Origin of the sequence: Mycolicibacterium pulveris (assembly GCF_010725725.1) — a bacterium.
GTDB lineage: Bacteria > Actinomycetota > Actinomycetes > Mycobacteriales > Mycobacteriaceae > Mycobacterium > Mycobacterium pulveris.
The window spans coordinates 4,445,641-4,468,324 of record NZ_AP022599.1 but is presented as its reverse complement, the minus strand read 5'-3'; the positions used below and the strand labels follow the sequence as shown (position 1 = coordinate 4,468,324).

At 68.3% G+C, this 22,684-nt stretch carries 20 protein-coding genes and 1 other RNA gene; 8 read left to right on the top strand and 13 right to left on the bottom strand.

Annotated elements, in window-relative coordinates:
- Window positions 1–5: 5 nt before the first annotated feature.
- From G6N28_RS21630 to G6N28_RS21610, 5 genes are all read right to left on the bottom strand, one after another.
- The gene (locus G6N28_RS21630) at window positions 6–2,981 is read right to left on the bottom strand and encodes a bifunctional [glutamine synthetase] adenylyltransferase/[glutamine synthetase]-adenylyl-L-tyrosine phosphorylase (RefSeq protein ID WP_163903856.1); all 2,976 of its coding nucleotides are present in this window, start codon (window positions 2,979–2,981) and stop codon (window positions 6–8) included.
- A gap of 28 nt (window positions 2,982–3,009) precedes the next feature.
- Entirely contained in the window at window positions 3,010–4,350 is a 1,341-nt protein-coding gene (gene glnA / locus G6N28_RS21625; RefSeq protein WP_163903854.1) for a type I glutamate--ammonia ligase, read from the bottom strand.
- A 67-nt stretch (window positions 4,351–4,417) separates the two neighbouring features.
- The gene (locus G6N28_RS21620) at window positions 4,418–5,614 is read right to left on the bottom strand and encodes a DUF1214 domain-containing protein (RefSeq protein WP_163903852.1); all 1,197 of its coding nucleotides are present in this window, start codon (window positions 5,612–5,614) and stop codon (window positions 4,418–4,420) included.
- Between the two features lie 4 nt (window positions 5,615–5,618).
- A complete protein-coding gene (locus tag G6N28_RS21615; RefSeq protein WP_163903849.1) occupies window positions 5,619–6,758 on the bottom strand; it encodes a sulfotransferase family protein in 1,140 nt (379 codons plus the stop codon).
- Between the two features lie 5 nt (window positions 6,759–6,763).
- Window positions 6,764–7,678 carry an NAD-dependent epimerase/dehydratase family protein gene (locus G6N28_RS21610; protein ID WP_163903847.1) on the bottom strand — a complete coding sequence of 305 codons (915 nt, stop codon included), beginning with the start codon at window positions 7,676–7,678 and terminating at the stop codon, window positions 6,764–6,766.
- Window positions 7,679–7,704: 26 nt separating this feature from the next.
- Here G6N28_RS21610 and G6N28_RS21605 point away from each other — a divergent pair, with 26 nt between their 5' ends.
- The 3 genes from G6N28_RS21605 to G6N28_RS21595 are packed head-to-tail and all read left to right on the top strand — an operon-like array spanning window position 7,705 to window position 9,880.
- Window positions 7,705–8,301 carry a VOC family protein gene (locus G6N28_RS21605; RefSeq protein WP_235674652.1) on the top strand — a complete coding sequence of 199 codons (597 nt, stop codon included), beginning with the start codon at window positions 7,705–7,707 and terminating at the stop codon, window positions 8,299–8,301.
- Between the two features lie 38 nt (window positions 8,302–8,339).
- Entirely contained in the window at window positions 8,340–9,275 is a 936-nt protein-coding gene (locus G6N28_RS21600; RefSeq protein WP_163903843.1) for an acyl-CoA thioesterase, read from the top strand.
- A 2-nt stretch (window positions 9,276–9,277) separates the two neighbouring features.
- Window positions 9,278–9,880, top strand: a complete 603-nt coding sequence (locus tag G6N28_RS21595) for a TetR/AcrR family transcriptional regulator (protein ID WP_163903841.1) — start codon at window positions 9,278–9,280, stop codon at window positions 9,878–9,880.
- Here G6N28_RS21595 and G6N28_RS21590 read toward each other — a convergent pair.
- The 3 genes from G6N28_RS21590 to G6N28_RS21580 form a co-directional block, all read right to left on the bottom strand.
- Window positions 9,877–11,406, bottom strand: coding sequence for an alpha/beta hydrolase (locus G6N28_RS21590; protein ID WP_163903839.1), 1,530 nt, complete (start codon window positions 11,404–11,406; stop codon window positions 9,877–9,879). The genes G6N28_RS21595 and G6N28_RS21590 overlap by 4 nt on opposite strands.
- Before the next feature lie 87 nt (window positions 11,407–11,493).
- Window positions 11,494–13,008, bottom strand: a complete 1,515-nt coding sequence (locus tag G6N28_RS21585) for an alpha/beta hydrolase (protein WP_179962130.1) — start codon at window positions 13,006–13,008, stop codon at window positions 11,494–11,496.
- Between the two features lie 45 nt (window positions 13,009–13,053).
- Window positions 13,054–14,445: a WS/DGAT/MGAT family O-acyltransferase gene (locus tag G6N28_RS21580; RefSeq protein ID WP_163903835.1), complete on the bottom strand. Its 1,392-nt coding sequence runs from the start codon at window positions 14,443–14,445 to the stop codon at window positions 13,054–13,056.
- A gap of 158 nt (window positions 14,446–14,603) precedes the next feature.
- Here G6N28_RS21580 and panB point away from each other — a divergent pair, with 158 nt between their 5' ends.
- Window positions 14,604–15,437, top strand: coding sequence for a 3-methyl-2-oxobutanoate hydroxymethyltransferase (gene panB, locus G6N28_RS21575; protein ID WP_163903833.1), 834 nt, complete (start codon window positions 14,604–14,606; stop codon window positions 15,435–15,437).
- Between the two features lie 69 nt (window positions 15,438–15,506).
- On the opposite strand, the gene G6N28_RS21570 is transcribed toward panB, so the two are convergent.
- On the bottom strand, window positions 15,507–16,286 hold the full coding sequence (locus tag G6N28_RS21570) for an enoyl-CoA hydratase/isomerase family protein (protein WP_163903831.1): 780 nt from the start codon (window positions 16,284–16,286) through the stop codon (window positions 15,507–15,509).
- Between the two features lie 9 nt (window positions 16,287–16,295).
- Complete coding sequence (locus G6N28_RS21565) at window positions 16,296–18,107, bottom strand: fatty acyl-AMP ligase (protein ID WP_163903829.1); 1,812 nt, start codon at window positions 18,105–18,107, stop codon at window positions 16,296–16,298.
- A 114-nt stretch (window positions 18,108–18,221) separates the two neighbouring features.
- Between G6N28_RS21565 and G6N28_RS21560 the strand changes: the two genes are divergently transcribed.
- A complete protein-coding gene (locus tag G6N28_RS21560) occupies window positions 18,222–19,724 on the top strand; it encodes a CYTH and CHAD domain-containing protein (protein ID WP_163903827.1) in 1,503 nt (500 codons plus the stop codon).
- Between the two features lie 11 nt (window positions 19,725–19,735).
- Here the strand turns inward: G6N28_RS21560 and rnpB are convergent.
- Window positions 19,736–20,140, bottom strand: an RNA gene (gene rnpB / locus G6N28_RS21555) — RNase P RNA component class A.
- Between the two features lie 98 nt (window positions 20,141–20,238).
- Here rnpB and G6N28_RS21550 point away from each other — a divergent pair.
- The 3 genes from G6N28_RS21550 to G6N28_RS21540 are packed head-to-tail and all read left to right on the top strand — an operon-like array spanning window position 20,239 to window position 21,595.
- On the top strand, window positions 20,239–20,655 hold the full coding sequence (locus G6N28_RS21550; protein WP_276001817.1) for a helix-turn-helix domain-containing protein: 417 nt from the start codon (window positions 20,239–20,241) through the stop codon (window positions 20,653–20,655).
- A gap of 16 nt (window positions 20,656–20,671) precedes the next feature.
- Window positions 20,672–21,103, top strand: coding sequence for a VOC family protein (locus G6N28_RS21545; protein WP_163903825.1), 432 nt, complete (start codon window positions 20,672–20,674; stop codon window positions 21,101–21,103).
- Entirely contained in the window at window positions 21,104–21,595 is a 492-nt protein-coding gene (locus tag G6N28_RS21540) for a methyltransferase family protein (RefSeq protein ID WP_163903824.1), read from the top strand. It begins immediately after the preceding gene.
- A 9-nt stretch (window positions 21,596–21,604) separates the two neighbouring features.
- On the opposite strand, the gene G6N28_RS21535 is transcribed toward G6N28_RS21540, so the two are convergent.
- Window positions 21,605–21,919, bottom strand: a complete 315-nt coding sequence (locus G6N28_RS21535; protein ID WP_131701809.1) for a hypothetical protein — start codon at window positions 21,917–21,919, stop codon at window positions 21,605–21,607.
- 56 nt (window positions 21,920–21,975) lie between these two features.
- A complete protein-coding gene (locus G6N28_RS21530) occupies window positions 21,976–22,626 on the bottom strand; it encodes an envelope biogenesis lipoprotein LpqN (protein WP_306439130.1) in 651 nt (216 codons plus the stop codon).
- Between the last annotated feature and the right edge of the window lie 58 nt (window positions 22,627–22,684).

Here is a 22,684-nt window from a genome sequence, read left to right as displayed (position 1 = left end):
GCTGCCTATCCATCAAAGACCTTTCGTACCACCGCTTTTGCCCGCCGAGTCACCCTCAGGTAGTTGTCGAGGAACTCGCCGCCGTCGCCACTCTCCCACCCTGCGGCCACCGCGACGGCGTTGAGTTGCCGACCGGGGCCCGGCAGCTGGTCGGTCGGTTTACCACGCACCAGCACCAGCGCGTTGCGGGCGGCGGTGGCGGTCAACCACGCCTGCCGCAGCAACTCCACATCACCCTCGGCGATCAGCTCGGCCGCGGCGATCGCGTCGAGCGCCTCCAGCGTCGACGTGGTGTGCAGCGCCGCCACCTCGTGTGCGTGTCGCAGCTGCAGAAGCTGCACGGTCCATTCGATGTCGGCCAGCCCGCCGCGTCCCAGCTTCGTATGCGTGTTGGGGTCCGCGCCGCGCGGCAGCCGCTCGGCGTCCACCCGCGCCTTGATCCGCCGGATCTCGCGGATACCCTCGGCCGACATGCCGCCGGGCCGATACCGGATCTTGTCCACCATCAACAGGAACCGCTCCCCCAGGTCGAGATCGCCGGCGACCCGATGGGCCCGCAGCAGCGCCTGGACCTCCCACGGCTGCACCCACTGCGTGTAGTACGCCTCATACGACGCCAGCGTGCGCACCAGCGGCCCGTTGCGGCCCTCGGGCCGCAACGTCGCGTCTATCTCCAGCGGCGGGTCGGGGCTGGGCGCACCGAGCAACGTGCCCACCTGCTCGGCGACCGTCGTCGCCCAGCGAACCGCAACCGACTCGTCGACCCCTTCGTCGGGTTCGCACACGAACATCACGTCGGCGTCCGAGCCATAGCCCAGCTCGGCGCCGCCCAACCTGCCCATCCCGATCACCGCGATGCGGGCGGGAACCGCGTCATCGCCGGTGTTGGCGCGGATCACCGATTCCAGCGCGGCTTGCAGCACCGCCACCCACACCGACGTCAACGCCGCACAGACATCGGTCACCTCGAGCATGCCGAGCAGGTCCGCGGACGCGATCCTGGCCAGCTCGCGGCGGCGCAGGGTGCGTGCGGCGGCGATGGCCCGGTCCGGGTCGGGATGCCTTCCGGCGGAGGCGATCAGCGCGCGGGCCACCCCGTCGGGATCGACGTCGCACAGCTTGGGGCCGTCGGGTCCGTCGGCGTAGAGCTGGATGACCTCGGGTGCGCGCATCAGGAGTTCGGGGATGTAGGCCGACGTGCCCAACACCTTCATCAGCCGTTTGGCCACCGCACCCTCGTCGCGCAGCGTCGACAGATACCACCGGTGCTCGACGAGCGCCTCGCTGATGCGTCGGTAGGCCAGCAGGCCGCCGTCGGGGTCCGGGGTGTCGGACAACCAGTCCAGCAGTGTCGGCAGCAGCACCCGCTGCACCCGGCTGCGTCTGCCGCTGCCCGCGGTCAGCGCCGCCAGGTGCGTCAACGCGCTCTGGGGACCTTCGTAGCCGAGCGCTGCCAGCTGCCGTTCGGCGGCCTCCTGCGTCATCCCTACCGAGATTCCAAGCGCGGCTTGACCGACCGACTCCAGCAGGGGTTGGTAGAACAGCTTGGCGTGCAGGCGTGACACCCGCATGCTTTGACGCTTGAGTTCTTCGCGCAGCACCCCCAACGCGTCGTGGGTGCCGTCAGGCCGGATGTGAGCGGCCCGCGCCAGCCAGCGCAACGCCTCGTCGTCATCCTCGTCGGGAAGCATGTGGGTGCGCTTGAGCCGCTGCAGCTGCAGCCGGTGCTCGAGCAGCCGGAGGAACTCGTACGAGGCGGTGAGGTTGGCGGCGTCGTCACGGCCGACGTATCCGGCCGCGCCGAGGGCCGCAAGCGCGTCCACCGTGGAGGCCACCCGCAGCGACTCGTCGTTGCGGCCGTGCACCAGCTGCAGCAGCTGCACCGCGAACTCGACATCGCGCAGACCGCCGGTGCCGAGCTTGATCTCGCGGCTGCGCACCCCGGCGGGTACGAGTTCCTCGACGCGCCGACGCATGGCCTGCACTTCGGACACGAAATCCTCACGCTCGCAGGCGGTCCACACCATCGGCATCAGCGCGTCGACGTAGGCCTGACCCAGTTCGGCATCGCCCGCGGCGGGTCTGGCCTTCATCAGCGCCTGAAACTCCCAGGTCTTGGCCCAGCGCTGGTAGTAGGCGATATGGGAATCCAAGGTGCGTACCAGCTGGCCGTGTTTGCCCTCCGGCCGCAACGCGGCATCGACCTCGAAGAAGGCATCGGCGGCGAACCGCGTCATCTCGCCGGCGACCCGGGTCGCCAGCGCGAGGTCGGGTTCGGAGTTGGCCGCCACGAAGATCACGTCGACATCGCTGACGTAGTTGAGTTCTCGCGCACCGCACTTACCCATCGCGATCACCGCGAGTCGCGGGGCCTCCTCGGGTCGCAGCCCCAACGAGGCGATCGCCACCGTCAGCGCGGCGCCCAGCGCGGCGTCCGCGAGGTCCGACAGGAGCGCGGCAACGGTCTTGAACGGCAGGACGGGTTCGTTCTCCACGGTGGACGCCAGGTCCAGAGCGGCCAGCACCAACAGCCGGTCGCGGTACAGCGTGTGCAACGGCTGCAGCGCAGCGTTTGCATCGGCGAATTCCCCGGCCAGCGATCCGAAAGTGGCCTTCAGTTCCTCGGCCGACGGCAACGTCACCTCGCCGGACAGCAGACGCCAGGCGTCCGGGTGCGCGATCAGGTGGTCGGCCAGCGCCAGCGATGACCCCAGGATGCTGAACAACCGGCCGCGCAGCGGGCGATCGGTCATCAGTTGCGCGTTGAGCTCGGCCCAGCCCGAACCCACCGCCTCGGCCAGCCGCACCATCGCCTTCAGCGCCGTGTCGGCGTCGGGCGCCCGCGACAACGACCACAGCAGATCGGTGTGGTCGTCGGTGTTCCAGCCGAGCCGATCCAGATCGGCGGGCGCGGACGGTTCGACCAGTCCCAGCCGGCCTACGCTGGGCAGCTTCGGACGCTGCGTCGCAGGTTTGGCCACATTTGGACGGTAGCGCAAGGGCCCGCGGCTACAGCGACAAGTACGACTTCAGCTCGTACGGCGTGACGTGGCTGCGGTAGTTCTCCCACTCGGCGTGCTTGTTGCGCAGGAAGTAGTCGAAGACGTGCTCGCCCAACGCTTCCGCGACCAGTTCGGAGTTCTCCATCTCGGTCAGCGCCATGCCCAGGCTCGACGGCAGCTCCTTGTAGCCCATGGCGTTGCGTTCCTCGGGGGTGAGGTTCCAGACGTTGTCCTCGGCCTCCGGGCCCAGCACGTAGTCCTTCTCGATGCCGCGCAGGCCCGCCGCCAGCAGCACGGCGAAGGTCAGATACGGGTTGCACGCCGAGTCGGGGCTGCGCACCTCGACGCGCCGCGACGAGGCCTTGCGCGGCGTGTACATCGGTACCCGCACCAGCGCCGAGCGGTTGGCCGCGCCCCACGACGCCGCCGTCGGGGCCTCCCCGCCGTGTATCAGCCGCTTGTAGGAGTTCACCCACTGGTTGGTGACCGCACTGATCTCGTTGGCGTGCTCGAGGATGCCCGCGATGAACGACTTGGCGACCTTGGACAGTTGCAGCGGGTCTTCCGGGCTGTGAAACGCGTTGACCTCGCCCTCGAACAGGCTCATGTGGGTGTGCATCGCCGATCCGGGGTGTTCGGCGAACGGCTTGGGCATGAAGGTGGCGCGCACGCCCTCGCCGAGCGCCACTTCCTTGACCACGTAGCGGAACGTCATGACGTTGTCGGCCATCGACAGCGCGTCGGCGTAACGCAGGTCGATCTCCTGCTGGCCCGGCGCGCCCTCGTGGTGGCTGAACTCCACGGAGATGCCCATCTGTTCGAGCGCTTCGATGGCGTGGCGGCGAAAGTTGGGGGCGGCGTCGTGCACGGCCTGATCGAAGTAGCCGCCGTTGTCGGCGGGCACCGGCGGGGTTCCGTCATTCTCGCCGGGCTTGAGCAGAAAGAACTCGATCTCCGGATGCACGTAGCAGGAGAACCCCAGGTCGCCGGCCTTGGACAGCTGCCGGCGCAGCACGTGACGCGAGTCCGCCCATGACGGTGAGCCGTCGGGCATGGTGATGTCGCAGAACATCCGCGCCGAATGGTGCCCGCCCCCGCTGGACGTCCACGGCAGCACCTGGAAGGTGGACGGATCGGGCCTGGCGATCATGTCGGCCTCCGAGACGCGGGCGAAACCCTCGATCGCCGAACCGTCGAAGCCGATCCCCTCCTCGAACGCCCCCTCGAGCTCGGCGGGCGCGATCGCGACCGACTTGAGGTATCCGAGCACATCGGTGAACCACAGCCGGACGAAGCGGATGTCGCGTTCTTCCAGCGTGCGCAGCACGAATTCCTTCTGCCGATCCATGTCCGCGAGCGTAGGCACCGGCTGTTAAATCTGCGTTACACGGAGAAGGCGGTGATGGTTCCGGCACTCACCAGATGCGGCGCAACTGCGCCCCGGTCCGCCGGTGTCGCAGCTGGTCGCGGCGTTGCTCGGGGGTGAGCACGGCGGTGCCGCCCGGGAGGTGGTCGAGCACGTCGGCGACCGGCACCTTGGTGACCGTGATCTCGGGAAACTCCTCGGCCTTGTAGAACCGCGCCTGCAGGATCCCCCACGGCCAGTCGGCCTTGTCGAGCCAGTTGTGCACGCCCGGGTCGCGCTTGGACACCACGCCGCGGAACCAGCCGTCGGGGTCGATCACCGCCTGCACGTCGTTGAGGCTGGACTGCCGGTTCACCCAGTCCACGGTCGAGAAGCGGTCGTCGGCCACCAGGATCTGCCAGTAGTAGCAGTCGCTCGGCACCGGGAACTCGACGATCAGCGCTTCGTCGTCGGCGATCTGGTGGATGCCGTCGTAGTAGGCCTGCTTGGTGGCCAGCCCACCGCCCTGCTGAATCCATTGGGACCGCAGCAGGACGTTGAAGCCGTGGTGCTCGCGGTAGTAGCGGACCAGCTCCATGTCGAAGTCGATCATCCCCTTGATCCAGTCGCCCAGTTCCGAAAACCTGCGCGCGATCTCGGCCGGCGACATGTCCGCACCGCCGTCGTCGAGGCGGTTGATCGCGACCTGCGCGTCGATCTCGGTGTTCCAGTCGCAGGCGCACTTGCGCATCAGCAGCTTGCCGGCCTCCGGGTTGAGCGGCCACCAGTCGCCGTCGTAGGACTCGGGCCGCTGCGCCGACATGATCACCCGGAAGGACCCGTCCTCGGCGATCGTCAGGTCGTCCAGGTCGTGGGTGATGGCCTGGAACTTCATCTGCCGCTCGACGCCCTTGAGGCTGCTCATCATCCCCGGCGCCTGCTGGGTGACTTCGACGAACCGCACCGTGCCGCGGCGGCCGGTCAGCTCATAGGTGCCCGACCCGTCGACCTCGGCGGTCAGATAGACGTAGTCCGGGTTGGGGCCACCCTGGTTGCATGCGTAGTTCCACAGCGGCATGAACACGGGACGGCGCGAATCGGTGTAGACGTGGCAGAGGTAGCCGCACGCGAGGATCGACAGCGCCAGTTTGTTCATGTCCTGGATCTCGGCTTCGGATGCGCCCTCCGGTCGCCACGTCGCCAGCAGGTGATCGGCGACGCCCTTGAGCGACTCCATCTGCTGATCCCAGGTGGGCAGGGTCGTCATGGGGCTAGTCCTCCTTGGCGACGTCGAAGTGCCGGATGTAGAAGTCGTAGTCCGAGCGGATCTCGTCGACCGAGAGGCCGAACTGATCCGCGGTGTAGCGGTGCGCGCCTTTGGCCCCGACGGCGTTGGCGTCCTGCCAGTCGAAGATCGTTTGTGCGACATCGGGTTTGAGCTCCAGGCCGAGCCATTCGTAGACGCGGCGGACCGTTCCCCTCGGGTCGGCGACGAGCTCGTGATGGTGCACGTCGAAAAAGCGGTCCTCGCCGACGCGCGCGCGTTCGGCGATCGCGCGCTGCATCCCCTCGCGCAGGTGGACGCTCACCTCACGGCCCAGCGCGCACAGGTCCCGCTCCCCCGCCGCGGGCGGGAAGATCGTCGACACCAGGCTGGTGTAGGAGGGCACGACCTTGGCCGGGTCACGGTGCGTCATCACGAACCGCACGTCCGGATAGGCGTTGGCGAGCGCCTCGAGGTGGAACTTGTGGTGCGGCGCCTTGAACAACCACAGCGACGGCGGGCTTTTCGACCCGAGCAGCTTCACCACCCGGCGGTGATAGGCGTACGCCTCGGTCAGATCGGCGCGCCGCCACCACGATCGGTAGCCGGCCACCGGCAGCGTCATCTGCTGGCCGCGGAACGCCATCCCGAGGATCTCGGTGTCCTCCATGGTGGCGTCGACCTCGAAGATGTGCATGGCGGCCTGCGCGGCGGGACGCTGCTCGTGCATCCGGATGAACGCCTGCCTGCGCGGGTCGTCGGCCTCACCGCCGGCCACCGGCGGCGGAACGGGTCGGTGCTGTTCCCATCCGCGCAGGCACCGGAACTGCGGGTCGAGCGACAGCATGTCGGCCAGAGCGGTGGTGCCGGTGCGCGGCAACCCGTTGATGTCGACGGGACCCTCGACGATGACGTCCTCGACCTCGGGGTGTTCGCGGTAGTAGGCCTCGACCTGAAGGCGGTTGACCAGCCTGCGGCGCAGATCGCCGACGACCGCGGCGTCGGTGGCGGGATCCAGGTCGCCGTCGCGCTCCAGGCTGTCCAGCAGGACGGTCAGTCCTTCGCGGAAGTCGCCTGGCCCGAAATCGGTGTGCCCGGATTCGGCGGCCGCTGCGTCGAGCAGCTGGTGCGGCTGGGGGTAGCGCATGCCCGTCACGCCTTCACACGGTCGGGATAGTAGTGCGCGGCCATGGCCCGGAACCCGTCTCGCCAGTGCACCGCGCAGGGACCGGTGATCGATGTGCGCTTGGTGTGGTCGCCCACGGATCCGACGGACGCGCCGGGAACGGGTTGAACCTCCACGCGTGGCGAGACACCGAGAAGCTCGCCGAAGTACGCGCACCACTGCTGAACGCTGACCGGGGTGTCGCCGGCGAAGTTGACGATGGTCGCGGGAACACTCGCCGCGTCGAGCAGCGCCGGGATCTGGGCGTTGATGTCATCGTCGTGAATGGGGCTGTACGGCAACGGGTCCCAGCGGGCCACGACGGGTCGGCCGTCGGCGATCGCCTGCAGATGCCACAGCGGCAGGCCGCCTCGTTCGCCGTAGGCGCTGCCCATCCGGGCGATCGTGGTCGGTATGCCGAACTCGCGGGCGCAGTATCTGGCGACGGCCTCCTCGGCGATCTTGACGATGGAATACGGCTGCGGGCTGGGCAACCCGGCGTCGCCGATCGGGTCGTCTTCCCGGAATGCGTGCCACGGGTCGGGGTGGGGTTTGTACACGGTGACCGTCGACATCACCAGCGCGGCCTTGACGCCACGGCAGTGCGACAACAGCAGCCCGGTCCCCTCGGCGTTGACGCGCAAGCCGCGCTCGTAGTCTTCGCCGAAGTCGGCGGCTATGTGCAGAAGGTAGGTGAAATTCGTTGGCAGATCGGCGAAGTCCGCGTCACCGAGGTTGACGCTGCGGGTGGTGACGCCCAGTGCCTCGACCTTCTCGCGCGCAGCGGAATCGGAGAACCTGGCGATTCCCCATACCTCGTTGTCGCGGGCGAGCGTCTTCGTGACGCCGTACGCGATACGACCCGCCGGGCCGGTGATGAGAACCCGTTCCCCGCTCAGCATCGCCTGGCCGTGCCATGATCGTGCGCATGCACCTGTTCGAACAGCCGTGGCCCGACGGGGAGTTTCGGTTCTTCCAACTCGGGCACGTCGTCGACGACATCCTCGAAGCCGCCACCGGCTGGGCGCGCACGTTCGGGGTCGGGCCGTTTCACGTGCTGCCCGCCGTCGACCAGGAGGCCGACTACCGAGGCGAGACCCGCACCGTCCGAATCCAGGTCGCGGTCGCACAGGCGGGCCCGGTACAGATCGAGTTGATCCAGCAACACTGTCAGACACCGAGCATCTACTCGGAGTGGAGCCGCGGTGCGACCAGTTCCTTTCATCAGATCGCCACGGTGACAAGAGATTACGATGCCAAGACAGCGGATTTCGCGTCGCTGGGCTATCCGGTAGCCGCGCAGAGCGTGGGCGGCGGTTTCCGCGTGGCCTACATCGACACCGTGGCGGACTTCGGGTTCTACACCGAGGTCGTCGAGGCCCCGCCCGCCTTTCTCGACCAGGTTCGCCGCATCTCCGAGACCTGCGCCCGCTGGGACGGCACTGACCCGGTGCGCATCATGACCCGCGACGGCTACCGGGTGCCGGAGGATTCCAGGGGCCACCCTCGGACTCTAAAGTCTTAGAGACAACGGTGGCAAGCATCTGGCAGGATCCTCCCGTGATGGCCACCGATGAAACCGACCAGCCGACCGACCTGACCGGCCCGCTGCACGGGACCGCACTGGAGAAGTCGGTGCTCGAATCCCTCGACACGCTCGAACGGGCGTTGGACATGAAGCCGTTGGGCGACGACCGGTTTCGGGCGACCAACGAACGCGACCGCTTCGGCCGGATCTTCGGCGGGCAGCTGCTCGCTCAAGCCCTCTACGCCGCCTCGCGCACCGTCGACGATCACGCGCCACACTCCCTGCACGCCTACTTCGTCCAGACGGGCGCCTCGGACACCCCGGTCGACATCGCCGTCGACGCCGTCCGCGATGGGCGGTCGATGGCCACCCGGCAGGTGACGATCACGCAGGGCGACCGCACGCTGCTCACCGCCCTGGCGTCGTTTCACACCAACCCCACCGAACCCGAACTCGATCGCCCGCGATCGGACCCACCACCGGCGCCCGAGGAGATGCCGCTGCTGCAGCACTGGGTGCACCGGGTCCCGGCGGAGCTGAAATCCAACGCGCAGAACTGGATCGACGTCCCGCCCGCGGTGGAGATGCGCATCGCCGAGCCGACGACCTTCCTGGGTGGCAGGCAGACGCCGGAGCCGCGGTCGCACTGGATGCGGTTGCCGCGCCCCATCGGTGGCGAACAGGCGCTGCACAGCGCGATGCTGGCGTACGCGAGTGATTATCTGCTGCTGGACATGGCGATGCGCAACCATCCGCGGCGCGCCGACTACGCCTCGATCGCGGCCGTGAGCGTCGACCACTCGCTGTGGCTGCACCGTCCCGTCCGCTTCGACGACTGGCATCTGTACATCCAGGACACCGTCGCCGTCACCGGTCACCGTGCGCTGATCCGCGGAGCCATCCGCGACGCGGCGGGCCGCCACGTGGCCAGTACGTCACAGGAAGTCCTGATCCGGCCGATCGCCACGTAGTGATGGCGACGCGCCGAGTCCCGGACGGGCGACAACGGCGTCGTCAACTCTGCGACGCCGCGATCCGACTGCTCGCCGAGCACGGCGCCAAGGGGCTCAGCCATCCGCGGGTCGACCGCCAGGCCGGGGTACCCGAGGGCAGCACCTCGTACTACTTTCGGACCCGCACCGCGCTCGTCCATGCGGTCGCCGAGCGGGTGGCCGAACTCGACCTCGCCGACCTGCGGTCGGTCACCGAAACCGACGTCGACACCACCCGGCAGGCCGCGGTGTCGCGGTTGGCGTCGGTCGTGTCGAAGTCGCTGACCGGCGACGGGCTCACGCGCACCAAGGCGCGCATCGAGTTGCTGTTGCAGGCCAGCCGCGATCCCGAGATATCGGCCGTGTTCCATGCCAATTCGCAGACCTACCTTCGATTGCACCGCGAACTCGCCGAGCGATCGCAACCGAGCGACGCCGATCCCTCCGGCGTCGACGACCGCGCGCTGCTGACGGTGAACTTCATCAGCGGGCTGATGCTCAGCGCCGCGGCGGGCGGTCAGCCGGTCATCAAGCGAGACCGGCTGGAATCGCTGCTGGCCCAGATCGCGGGCAGCGGCCCCTAGCAGCGCAGGCCGTCGGGCGGCACGGTCAGATCGACCAGGAAGTTGACCACCGCGGTGTCCACGCAGGCGTCACCGTTGAACACCACCGTGTGTTGGCTGCCGTCGAACGTGATCAGCGAGGCCTGCATCTGGCGGGCCAGGTTGACGCCGGCTTGGTACGGCGTGGCCGGGTCGCCGGTGGTCGACACCACCACCACCTTGCCGGGTCCGGGTGACGATGCGGGACGCGGCGACGACGTCGGCGGCACCGGCCACAGCGCGCACAAATCACGCGGGGCCAACCCGGTGAAACCGCCGTAGGCGATGAACGGTGCCACCTGGCGGACCTGGGCGTCGACCGCCACCCACGACGCGGTTTCGGTCGGATACGGCGCGTCGACGCAGCGGATGGCCAGAAACGCGTCCTGCTGGTTGGTGTAGTGCCCGGACTCGTCGCGGCGCTGGTAGTCGTCGGCCAGCAGCAGCAGATCGCCGGCGTCGGTGCCGCGCTGCAGGCCCAGCAGCCCGCTGGTGAGGTACTTCCAGTAACGCTGGGAGTAAAGCGCGTTGACCGTGCCGGTGATCGCATCGGCGTAGCTCAGGCCACGCGGATCGGAGGTGTAGGCGGGTTGCTGCACCAACGGGTCCACCAGTTGGCGGTAGCGGGCGACGAACTGCGCCGGATCGGTGCCCAGCGGGCAACCCGGTGACGACGCACAGTCCGTCGCGTACTCCTCGAAAGCCCTTTGGAACCCGGCCATTTGGCGGACCCTGGCGGCGATCGGGTCAAGTGCGGGATCGATGGCCCCGTCGAGCACCATGGCACGCACCCGGTCTCCGAACTGTTCGGCGTAGGCCGCGCCGAGTTGGGTGCCGTAGGAGAAACCGAGATAGTTGATCTGGTTCTCCCCCAGCGCGGCGCGCACCACGTCCATGTCGCGCGCCGCCGACGCGGTGCCGATGTTGGCCAGGAACTCGAGGCCCATCCTGTCGACGCACATCTGGGCGAACTGCGCGTACAGCTGCTCGATGCGCGCGACGCCGGCCGGGCTGTAGTCGACCATCGGTTCGCGGCGGTAGGCGTCGAACTCGGCGTCGGTGCGGCAGCGCAACTCCGGGGTGGAAAACCCGACGCCGCGCGGGTCGAAGCCGACCAGATCGAAGTGTCGGCCGATCTCGGTGTCGGCCAGCGCGGCTCCCATTCCCGCGACGGTCTTGACCGCCGACGCACCCGGGCCGCCGGGGTTCACCATCAGCACCCCGATCCGGTCGCCGGTGGCGGGCACCCGGATCACCGCCAAATGGGCGTCGGCGGCTTGCGGATCGGCGGCGTCGTTCCAGTCGACGGGCACCGCGACGGTGGCGCACTGTGCGGTGGGGATCTTGCTGGTGTCGGTGATCCACTGTTGGCAATCACCCCATACCGGGGGCTGTCCGTAGCGGGCCACGGACTGCCCGTCGGGTGCCGCCGACGCGTTCGGAACCGTGGGCACGGCGAGCGTCATCGCCAGTACGACGACGCACACCAGCCAGCCCGCCCGCCACATGGCAGCAATCGTGGCACGCGATCGGGACACCGATCGCACCCGCTATCCAACGGTGACCGGGATGTGATCTGGCGGTGCGGCCCCAGATCAGCCGCAGCGGGTGTCCGGTGGCGGCACGGTCAGGTCGATCAGGTAGCGCGTCGCGATGTCGTCGATGCACTGGTCGCCCTGAAACACCACGGTGTGCTGGGTGCCCTCGTAGGTGACCATGGTGCCACCGAGTTGCTGGGCCAGCTCCTCGCCGGCCTCATACGGCGTGGCCGGGTCGTTGGTCGTCGACACCACCAGCACCGGCGGCAGCCCGCTGACCTCGATCTCGTGTGGTTCGCTCGTCGGCGGCACCGGCCAGAACGCGCAGGTGCTCAACGGCGCGTGCCCGGTGAACTCGCCGTAGCTCAAGAACGGCGCCGCTTCGCGGACCCGGCGGTCCTCCTCGGCGACTTTGGCCCGGTCGGTCACCGCGGGTTTGTCGACGCAGTTGACGGCCACCCGGGCGTCGGTCGAGTTGTTGTAGTGCCCGTTCTGGTCGCGGCCCATGTAGAGGTCTGCCAGTGCCAGCATGGTGTCACCGGTGCCGTCTTTCAGTTCACTCAGCGCCTGGGTCAGGTGGCGCCACAGGTTCGGCGAGTACAGCGGCAGGATGGTGCCCACGATCGCGTCGGAGTAGCTCAACCCGCGCGGGTCCCTGGTCCGCGTCGGCTTCTCCACCAGCGGATCGACCAGGCTGTGGTACACGTCGTTGGCTTTCTCGGGGTCGTCGCCGAGCGGGCAGTCGGGCTGGGTGGCTGCGCAGTCGGCGGCATAGTCGTCGAACGCGGCCTGGAACGCCGCCGCCTGGCGCACGTTGGCCTCGATCGGGTCGGCGTTGGGGTCGACGGCTCCGTCGAGGACCATCGCCCGCACCTTGTCCGGGTAGTTCTCGGCGTAGGTGGCCCCGATCCGGGTGCCGTACGAGAAGCCCAGGTAGGTCAGCTTCTCGTCACCGACCGCCTCGCGGATCGCGTCGAGGTCCTTGGCGACGTTGGCGGTGCCGATGTTGGCCAGGAACTCCTCGCCCATCTTGTCGACACAGCGCTGGACGAACGCCTTGGTCTCCTCCTCGATCCGGGCAACCCCTTCCTCGGAGTAGTCGACCTGCGGGTCCGCGCGCAGCCGGTCGTTGTCGGCATCGGAGTTGCACCACAGCGCCGGATTGGAGTTCGCGACGCCACGGGGGTCGAACCCGACGAGGTCGAAGCGTTCGCGCACCGACTCCGGCAGCGACGCGGCGATGTTGGCGGCGGCCTCCACACCGGACTCCCCCGGCCCCCCGGGGTTGATGATCAGCGAACCGATCTTCTCCCCGGTGGCCCTGAACCGGATCAGCGCGATCCGCGCGACGTCGCCGTCGGGCTTCTCGTAGTCGACAGGGACCGACAGCATGCCGCATTCGGCGCCTTCGGGGACACGCGCCTCCGCGCCGCCCTCCAGCTGGCACGGTGCCCACTGCACCGGGGTACCGGGCCGCGGCACGGCGACGACGGCGCGCCCGTCGACCGTCGTGCTGCAACCGGCGACGAGCAGCAGCGTGGCGGTCGCGAGGACCCCGATCTTGAGGTTCATGGCACCACATGCTGCCATGAACCCGGATATCCGCTGGCGAGGCGGTTATCGGGTGGCGGCGAGCAACTCATCGAGCGCGGCCTGAAAATCGTCGGCCATATCCCACAGATCGGGCAGCAAGTCCGGGCACGACACGATGCCGACGTCGAGATTTCCGTTCAGCGACATCACGGTGATGTTCAGCCCGGAGCCGTGAAAGATCGGGCCCAGCGGATACATCGCCTTGGCTTCGCACCCCAGGTAGTACAGCGGGACCTGCGGGCCGGGCACGTTGGAGATGACCAGGTTATGCACCGGCCGGGCGCCGCCGAGCCGGCTCGCGGCGTACACCCGCATGGCAGCCCCGAACACCGCCGGGGCGGCGAACTGGGTCCAGTCCTGCAGCAGCGTCGCCCCGATCGCCGAACTGTGTTGTTTGGCAACCGAATTGGCCTCGGCGATGGACTTCAGCCGCTCGACCGGATCCTTGATGTGGGTCTCCAGCCGGGAGAACATGCCCGACACCTGGTTGCGGCCCGGCCGGTCGGACTTCTCATGCACCGACACCGGCACCATCGCCACCAGTGAGTTCTCCGGCAGCGCCCCGCGGTCGTCGAGGAACTTGCGCAACACCCCGGAGACCAGCGCCATCACCACGTCGTTGACCTTGACCCCGAACCGGTTCTTCACCGTCTTGATGTCCTCGAGGTCGAGTTCGGTGAACGCGACGTTGCGGTGCGCGGTGACGTTGGCGTTGAAGACGGTCTGCGGGGCGGAAAACGGTGTCGCCATGGTCAGCCCGGTGCGTGCGCGCCGCACGGTGTCCACGACCGAGGTCACCGTCGTCGGCAGCGCGTTGACGAGCTTGAGCGGGCGGGTGGCGAACCGCAGGGCGCCGCTGAGCGCGATCTCGAGCGGGCTGGCGTCTCCGGAACCCTCTACGGGATCCGGTGGTGGCGCGTCGGGTTCGGTGTTGCACAGCTGGGACATCATGCTGGCGCCGGTCACCCCGTCGACCCCGGCGTGGTGGACCTTGGTCATCACCACGAGGCGGCCACCCTCGTAGGGGTTGGTGCCGTCGATGTTCTCGATCACCCACTTCTCCCACAGCGGACGGCTGCGGTCCAGCGGCAAAGACGCGATGTGCCCGCAGATTTCGGCGAGCTCTCGCGGACCGCCCGGCCCGGGCAGGCCGATGCGGTGCAGGTGATGGTCGACGACGAAATCGGGGTCTTCCACCCACACCGGATGGTCGAGGTTGAACCGGCTGTCGGCCAGCTTCTCGCGGAACTGCGGCATCGCCTTGATCCGCTGGCTCAACGCCTCGCGGAACCGGTCGAACGTGTACCCGCCCGGCATGGTCGACGTGTCGAGTTCGAGGATCGAGCACACGTGCAGGGGCTGTTGCGTGGTCTCGAGGTAGAGGAAGCTGGCGTCGAGTCCGCTGAGCCGCTGCATGCCGCGATGGTATGCCGGTCGACGGCGGGTGTGAGGAAATCCACTCAACCCGCCTTTTAACTTTCCGCGGCCGCAGTGGCAGACTGGCGGGGTCAGACGAAACCCGGGGACCGTTCCGGCCTCGAGGATTCGACCCGACCCACCCATAGGGGACAACGATGTCTGAGCAGACCGTCTACGGCGCTGCCTCCGCGCCGCGCACCAAGACGCGCGTCCATCACCTTCAGAAGTGGAAGGCCGAGGGCCACAAGTGGGCCATGCTGACGGCCTACGACTACTCCACCGCCCGCATTTTCGACGACGCCGGCATCCCGGTGCTGCTCGTCGGCGATTCGGCGGCCAACGTGGTCTACGGCTATGACACCACCGTGCCGGTCACCATAGACGAGCTCATCCCGCTGGTGCGCGGGGTGGTGCGCGGCGCCCCGCATGCGTTGGTGGTCGCCGACATGCCGTTCGGCAGCTATGAGGAAGGCCCGCACCGCGCCCTTCAGACGGCCACCCGGTTCCTGAAGGAGACCGGGGCGCACGCGGTCAAGCTCGAGGGCGGCGAACGCGTCACCGAGCAGATCGCCACGATCAGTGCGGCAGGCATCCCGGTGATGGCGCACATCGGGTTCACCCCGCAGAGCGTCAACGGGTTGGGCGGCTTCCGCGTGCAGGGCCGCGGCGACGGCGCCGAGCAGACCATCCACGACGCGATCGCCGTCCAGGAGGCCGGGGCGTTCAGCGTGGTCATGGAGATGGTGCCCGCCGAACTGGCCACCCAGATCACCGGCAAGCTGACGATCCCCACGATCGGTATCGGCGCCGGACCCAACTGCGACGCCCAGGTGCTGGTGTGGCAGGACATGGCCGGGCTCACCAGCGGCAAGACGGCCAAGTTCGTCAAGCGGTTCGGCGAAATCGGGTCCGAACTGCGCCGCGCCGCAACCCAATACGCCGATGAGGTGGCCAGCGGGGTGTTCCCCGCCGACGAGCACTCGTTCTGATTCAGCCGGCGACCAGACGCGAAAACCCCCAAAACTTGCCGATTTTGGGGGTTTTCGCGTCTGGTCGCGCTACCGAAACTCGGGCTTGCGCTTGGCGAGGAACGCGTCGACGCCCTCGTGGCCGTCGGCCGACCCGGCACGTTCGGCGATCAGCCGGCTCTCGTGCTCCATCTGCTCCTCCAGCCCGTTCTTGAACGTGCCGAGCAGAAGCGCTTTGACCCCTCCGTTGGATCCGGCGGAGGTGGCGGCCATCTGATCGGCCAGTTGGGCGGTCCGGTCGGCCAGCTCGGCGTCGGCGACGACCTCGGTGACCAGTCCCCACTGCGACGCGTCCTGCGCGGACAGCGTGCGGTTGGTCAACATCAGTTCCTTGGTCTTGGTGATACCGATCAGCCGAGGCAGGAAGTAGGACGCGCTGCCGTCCGGGCTCAGCCCGACCCGGGTGTAGGCCATCGTGAACGACGCCGACTCCGCCGCCAGTACCAGGTCGCCGGTGACGGCGACGGAGAATCCCGCGCCGGCGGCGGTGCCGTTGACCGACGTGATCAGCACGGCGTTCATCCGGGCGAAGCTCGAGATCGCGCGGTGCAGATCGTCGGCGACGCCCTTGACGTGCTGGCCGCGGTCCGGAGCCGAGGCGAAGTCCTTCAAGTCGCCTCCGGCGCAGAAGAAGCGACCGGACCCGGTGAGGACCACCACCTTGGTGGCGTCGGTGTCACAGCGTTTCGCGGCATCGGCCAACTCACGAGTCATGGTGGCGTTCATGCCATTTGCCGCGTCGGGCCGGTTCAACGTGATCTGGGCGATGGCCCCGGACTGCTCGAACTTGATGGTCTGGTATTCGGTCACCCCTGGACCTTAACCGGCAACGGGCCCCAACTTGCCTGCCAGGTACTCGGCGCGGCACGCCCGGCGGGCCAACTTGCCGCTGGTGGTCCGGGGAATGGTTCCTGCCGCAACCAGTTTCACGTCGGCGACGGGCAGCGCGTGCTGGCGCGACACGGCGGCGCGGATGCCGTCGACCACCGGCTGCGGATCGGCCTTGCCCTTACCGGGGGCGCGCTCGGCCACGATCACCAACCGCTCCCCGTTCTCACTCGGTATCCCGAACGCGACCACGAACCCGGCGCGCACCGCGGGTGACACCCCCGCCGCGGTGGCCTCGATGTCCTGCGGATAGTGGTTGCGGCCGTCGACGATGATCATGTCCTTGATCCGGCCGACGATGTAGAGCTCGTTGTCGAGATACATGCCCAGGTCACCGGTGCGCAGCCAGTAACCGCCCGCCGGCGCCCCCTCCGCGTGGCTGTCGACCTCCAGCCGCGACTGCAGCTTGTTCTGGAACACCATTTCGGTCTGGTCGGTGCGGCCCCAGTAGCCGCGGCCGATGTTGACGCCGTGCAGCCAGATCTCGCCCACGTGCCCGTCAGGCACCTCGCTGCCCGTGTTGGGGTCGACGATGACGGCCCACTGGTCGCGGGCCACCCGACCACACGACACCTGCGACACCGCGTTCTCGGCGTCGGGCGCCACCTCGACCGCACGTCCGCCGCCGAGCTCCTCTCGGTCCAGGTACACGGCCTTGGGCTGGGCATCGGGGTCGATCGTGGAAACGAAAAGGGTGGCCTCGGCCATGCCGTAGGACGGCTTGATGGCGGTCGGCGGCAGACCGTAGGGGCGGAAGGCGTCGGTGAAGTTCTTGATGGACGCGATGCTGACCGGTTCGGACCCGTTGATCAGCCCGCCGACGTTGCTCAGGTCCAGATCCTCACCCTTGGGCGGCAGGCCGCGCTGCGCGGCGAGGTCGAACGCGAAGTTGGGTGCCGCGGCGAAAGTGCGACCGTATTTCGACTCGGCCGCGAGCTCGCGGATCCACCGGTACGGCCGGCGGACGAACGCCATCGGTGACATCAGGGTGAGCTGTCCGCCGCACAGCGCGGGGAACATCACCATCAGCAGGCCCATGTCGTGGAACAGCGGTAGCCAGCTGACGCTGCGGATGTTGCGGTCCAGGCCGACCGACAGGATCATCTGCGCGACGTTGGTGCACACCGCGCGGTGGGTGATCTCCACGCCCGCCGGGGTGCGGGTCGAGCCGGAGGTGTACTGCAGGTACGCGATGTCGTCGGTGGCCGCCTCGTAAGGCTGAAACAACTCGCCGACGTTGTCGGGCATGGCGTCGACCGCGATGACGCGGGGGCGGCGAACGCGGGGAACGGTCTCCAGGGACTCGTGCACGGCCTGCGCGCCCTCGGTGGTGGTCAGCACCACCGACGGTTCGGAGTCGCCGATCACCGCCCGCAGGCGTTCGGCGTGTCCGGGCAGTTCGGGGGCGAACAGCGGCACGGCGATATTGCCCGCGGCGATCGCGGCGAACAGGCCGATGACGTAGTCGACACCCTGGGGCGCGAGGATCGCCACGCGGTCGCGCGGCGAGGTGACCTGCTGAAGCCGGGCCCCAACCGCACGCATCCGGACGCCGAGGCGGTTCCAGCTCAGCTCGACGGGCCTGCCGTCGGGGTCACCCCGGTAGTCCAGGAACCGGAAGGCCACCGAATCGCCCAGTTCGGCGATGTTGTCCTGGAGATACGACGTCAGCGTGGTGCCCTCCGGGCAGACGATATGTCCCTCGGAATCCAGATAGTCGTCGATCGATCCCCCAAGCTTCATAAGTACATTCTAAGACTGCTAAGCAAGCTCTAAGGCCCATATGTCTGTGAATGCTGTCACGGATACCGCTGCCGGGTGGATGCCCAGGTCACACCGATATGGCACGCTTACGGTGTGGCCGCCAAACCCGACCGTCACACCGAGGTCGAGCGCAAGTTCGACGTGCTGGAATCGACGGTTTCGCCGTCGTTCGAGGGCCTCACGACGGTCGCGCGGGTAGAGCGCTCACCGTCGCACACGCTTGATGCCGTGTACTACGACACGCCGGGGCGTGATCTCGCGGCGCGCCGGATCACCCTGCGGCGGCGCACCGGTGGCACCGATGAGGGATGGCACCTCAAGCTGCCCGCCGGCAAGGGCGCCCGAACCGAGGTGCGCGCGCCGCTGGGTACCGCCGACGACGAGGTGCCCGACGAGCTGCGCGACATGGTGTTGGCGATCGTGCGCAACCGGCCGCTGGTCCCGGTCGCGCGCATCACGACGAACCGCACCGTCGATTACCTCTACGACGCCGACGGCGCGGTCATCGCCGAGTTCTGCGATGACGACGTGACCGCCTGGGCGCAGGACGGCGACGATGAGCAGCGCTGGCGGGAGTGGGAGATCGAACTCGCCGCAGGGCACGGCGACGACGGCCCGGCCCTGCTCGACCGGCTCGCCAACCGGCTGTTCGACGCCGGGGCGGTGCCTGCCGCGCACGGCTCGAAACTGGCGCGGGTGCTGGCCGGCACGCAACCGGAAACCGGTGATGCCGACGAACCGGGAACCGTCGAGCTCGATCCCGTGCACCGGGCGGTGGCCGAGCAGGTCGAGCAGCTGCTGGTGTGGGACCGCGCGGTGCGCGACGACGCCTACGACTCCGTGCACCAGATGCGGGTGGCGACGCGCAAGATCCGCAGCCTGCTGCAGGCGGCCGAGGACGCGTTCGCCGTGTCCGACGAGGCGGAGAACGCGTGGATTCTCGATGAGCTCAAGGCGCTCGCCGGTGTGTTGGGCGTCGCCCGCGACGCCGAGGTGCTCGCCGAGCGCTACGAGCGTGCGCTCGACGACCTGCCCAAGGAGTTGGTGCGCGGCCCGGTGCGTGAACGGCTGGTCGACGGCGCCAGGCGGCAGTACGCGGCAGGCCTGCGCCGCAGCCTGCTGGCGATGCGCTCACCGCGCTACTTCAGGTTGCTCGACGCGCTGGAGCGTCTGGTGGCCGCCGAACCGCCCGTGCGCCCGGCCGAGCGCGAACCCGACACGAAGACCGTCGCGGCGCTGCACAAGCGGCTCCGCAAGGCCGCCAAGACCGCCGCCAAGGCCGCCGAGGACGACACAAACGAGGCGCTGCACCGAATCCGAAAGCGGGCCAAGCGTCTTCGCTACACCGCCGCCGCCGTCGGCGCCGACAAGGTGTCCGAGCGTGCCAAGGCCGTCCAGACCCTGCTCGGCGAGCACCAGGACAGCGTCGTCAGCCGCGAGCATCTCAGTCGACAAGCCGAGGCGGCCCACGCCGCCGGCGAGGACACCTTCACCTACGGGCTGCTGTACCGGCAGGAGGAAGAGCTGGCGCGCCGCTCACGCGCGCGGCTCGACGATGCGCTGAAGAAGCTGGACAAGGCGGTCCGCAGGGTCTGATCCCGGGCGGGCGGATGAGTTGGCCTGTAAGCCGGATTCTGTCCCTCACCGCCGCGTGTGACCACGGCGGCAAGGCGGCGACCATCCATCTGGACACACCGTCACCGGGTGCCTCAAGCGGCCTACCCGCAGGCTCGGGCGAGCAGCCCTCGGGCGCCTGCGCGGCCGCAACCAGGTTGCGGCCTTCTTGGCCTTGCTTCGGGTGGGGTTTGCCTAGCCACCCCGGTCACCCGGGGTGCTGGTGCGCTCTTACCGCACCGTTTCACCCTTACCATCGCGATGGTGGCGGTCTGTTTTCTGTGGCACTTTCCCGCGAGTCACCTCGGATTGCCGTTAGCAATCACCCTGCTCTGCGAAGTCCGGACTTTCCTCGAAACCCGGGTCGCCCCGGATCCCGCGGCCGCCCGGCCAACTCATCCGCATTAACAACGTACTGTGCGCCTGCCGGATTCCTCCAGTACGGGAACGGGTTCATACTGAACGCGTGTCGCGGCTGCCTCCGTCCCGCTATCTGATGCGGGCCAAGGACCTGGTCGACGCGCGCTACGCCGAGCCGATCACGGTGGCCGATCTGGCTGCCGCCGCGGGATTGTCGCGCGCGCACTTCACCCGCATGTTCACCCGCACCTTCGGTGAATCGCCACGCGCGTACCTGCAGACCCGACGGCTGGAGCGCGCCGCGGCACTGCTGCGCTACACCGACCGCTCCGTCGCCGAGATCTGCGTCATGGTGGGCCTGCAGAGCGTCGGATCGTTCACCACCAGTTTCGCCCGCACGTACGGGTTGCCGCCGGCGGCATACCGAGCCAGCCTGCCGCCGGCCGCGATTTTCGCCCGGGTGCCGAACTGCATCCTCAAGCGGGACACCCGGCCCCGCGCGGACAGCCGCGTCAAGACAGCACACGGGGAGAAGACGCCCGACGGCGGCTGACCGTACCGTCGGAGCCATGATGAAAATCGCATGCGCCCACCTTTGGGTTCACGACCAGGATGCCGCGCTGAAGTTCTGGACCGAGAAGGTCGGAATGGAAGTGCGCGAGGATGTTTCGCTGCCCGAAGCCGACTTCCGTTGGCTGACGGTCGGGCCGCCCGGCCAGGATGACGTGTCGGTCGTGCTGATGGCCGTGCCGGGGGAACCGCTGATGGACGACGCCACCCGCGCGCAGGTCTTGGACCTGACCGCGAAAGGCTTTGCGGGAACCGTCTTCCTCACCACCGATGACTGCCAGGCGAGCTACGAGAAGATGAAGGCACGCGGCGTCGAGTTCACCGAGGAGCCGCACCAGATGCCGTACGGCATCGACTGCGGGTTCCGCGACCCGTCGGGCAACAGCGTGCGTTTGACCCAACGGACCGAGGTCCCCGCCAATACTGGCTAGATGCGCAGGAGCACGGCCGCACTGGGTTCGGCGGCGTTCTTCGTCGTCGCTCCGGGGACATTCGTCGGGCTGGGCCCGTGGCTGATCACCCGTTGGGAGATCCCCGGGCCCAGCCCGACCGTACGGGTGCTCGTGGGAGCCGCGTTGATCGTCGCGGGATTGATTCCGCCGATCCACGCGTTCGTCCAATTCGCCAAGGCCGGCGGCACCCCGATGCCGGCCGCGCCGACCGAGCGGCTGGTGGTGGAGGGCTTCAACCGCTTCGTGCGCAACCCGATGTACCTCGGGCTGCTCGTCGCGATCCTCGGCCAGGCGGTGCTGTTCGACAGCCTGTGGTTGGTGCTGTACGCGGCGCTCGGATGGGTGGCGACAGCCTCGTTCGTGCGTTGGTACGAGGAACCGACGCTGGTGCGCACCTACGGCGAACAGTACGAGGAGTACCGCCGCAACGTGCCGGCGTGGACACCGCGGCTCACGCCGTGGACGCCCTGATACCGGATGTCAGCCGCGGGGCCAGGTCTGGCGCGGTGCGGGCCCGGCCGGAGGAGCGGGCTGAAGCGCGGCGCCCGGAACGGGCGAGTTCTGCCACGCCGCAATGCACAGTCCGAGCCGACCGGGCTTACACCAGCCGCCGGGGCCAGAAACCCCGAGGCTGGTCTGCGCCTGCGACCAGCACACTCCGGTGCGCTGGTCCCACACTTCGCCGGCCGTGCACTGCGCGTCCGCCGCTGGCGCGTTCACCAGCGACGCCGACACCAGCGCGGCGCCGCACACCGAGGCCACCAGGAAGCCTGGCACCATGGTTCGGATTCTCATGTCGATGCTTCTCCGTCGGTTAAGCGATGTTGGTGGATGTCGGAAAGGTGCGGCTGTCACGACGGCGGGGTGATGGTTGTCTGTTCGTCGATCACCTTGGCGGCATCGAGCACCACGTTCTGTTCGTCCTCCAGGCTGTCGCCGTTCAACTGATAGACGAACAGGCCGTCCGCTGCGGGCACGACGACCGTCTTCTGGGCGATGAAGCGCCTCTTGCCGTCGTGCTCGTAGGTGCCGGCGAACTCGACAGCGTCAAAGCCGCTCAACGTGCTCCTGTTCGGTTCTCCCAACGGCTTGAAATCCGCCAGCTCCTCGAGTTGCTGCGGGGCGTACTCGAGGATCTTTTCCGCGTCGACGTTGCCGGTGAGTTTGGAGGCGATCGCGTACATATCGGGCGGATCGTTGGGGTCTTTGGGGTGGTTGTAGCCGATGGCGCCGTAGGCCCAGTCCGGCGTCGCATCGCCGGAGTCGCTCCAGTCGGGCGGCAGCGGGAAATCGACTGTGGGGGTTCCCGGCTCGCCCGGTTTGATCGGCGTCTCGGCGATGTCGTTGTTGACGATGTAGTCGTTGATCGTCTCTTCCTCGCCGGCCTGGGGAGCCGGCGCGGCCGTCGTCGCGGTCTCGGTCGACGTCGAAGTCGTTGTCGTGGAGGCTGTGTCGGTGCTGGAACCACAGCCCCCGAGCCCGAGGCTCAGAGCGACGGCCACAAGTCCCGCCGTTGTCCCTACGGGGAGTTTCTTCATCGGCTTGCTATCTCCTACGGTC

Bases quoted from the DNA above. Each gene is read 5' to 3' on its own strand.
- glnA (WP_163903854.1), bottom strand. From the start codon at position 4,350: ATGGATCGGCAGAAGGAATTCGTGCTGCGCACGCTGGAAGAACGCGAC.
- G6N28_RS21620 (WP_163903852.1), bottom strand. From the start codon at position 5,614: ATGACGACCCTGCCCACCTGGGATCAGCAGATGGAGTCGCTCAAGGGC.
- G6N28_RS21615 (WP_163903849.1), bottom strand. From the start codon at position 6,758: ATGCGCTACCCCCAGCCGCACCAGCTGCTCGACGCAGCGGCCGCCGAA.
- G6N28_RS21610 (WP_163903847.1), bottom strand. From the start codon at position 7,678: ATGCTGAGCGGGGAACGGGTTCTCATCACCGGCCCGGCGGGTCGTATC.
- G6N28_RS21605 (WP_235674652.1), top strand. From the start codon at position 7,705: ATGCACCTGTTCGAACAGCCGTGGCCCGACGGGGAGTTTCGGTTCTTC.
- G6N28_RS21600 (WP_163903843.1), top strand. From the start codon at position 8,340: ATGGCCACCGATGAAACCGACCAGCCGACCGACCTGACCGGCCCGCTG.
- G6N28_RS21595 (WP_163903841.1), top strand. From the start codon at position 9,278: ATGGCGACGCGCCGAGTCCCGGACGGGCGACAACGGCGTCGTCAACTC.
- G6N28_RS21590 (WP_163903839.1), bottom strand. From the start codon at position 11,406: ATGTGGCGGGCGGGCTGGCTGGTGTGCGTCGTCGTACTGGCGATGACG.
- G6N28_RS21585 (WP_179962130.1), bottom strand. From the start codon at position 13,008: ATGAACCTCAAGATCGGGGTCCTCGCGACCGCCACGCTGCTGCTCGTC.
- G6N28_RS21580 (WP_163903835.1), bottom strand. From the start codon at position 14,445: ATGCAGCGGCTCAGCGGACTCGACGCCAGCTTCCTCTACCTCGAGACC.
- panB (WP_163903833.1), top strand. From the start codon at position 14,604: ATGTCTGAGCAGACCGTCTACGGCGCTGCCTCCGCGCCGCGCACCAAG.
- G6N28_RS21565 (WP_163903829.1), bottom strand. From the start codon at position 18,107: ATGAAGCTTGGGGGATCGATCGACGACTATCTGGATTCCGAGGGACAT.
- G6N28_RS21550 (WP_276001817.1), top strand. From the start codon at position 20,239: ATGCGGGCCAAGGACCTGGTCGACGCGCGCTACGCCGAGCCGATCACG.
- G6N28_RS21545 (WP_163903825.1), top strand. From the start codon at position 20,672: ATGATGAAAATCGCATGCGCCCACCTTTGGGTTCACGACCAGGATGCC.
- G6N28_RS21540 (WP_163903824.1), top strand. From the start codon at position 21,104: ATGCGCAGGAGCACGGCCGCACTGGGTTCGGCGGCGTTCTTCGTCGTC.
- G6N28_RS21535 (WP_131701809.1), bottom strand. From the start codon at position 21,919: ATGAGAATCCGAACCATGGTGCCAGGCTTCCTGGTGGCCTCGGTGTGC.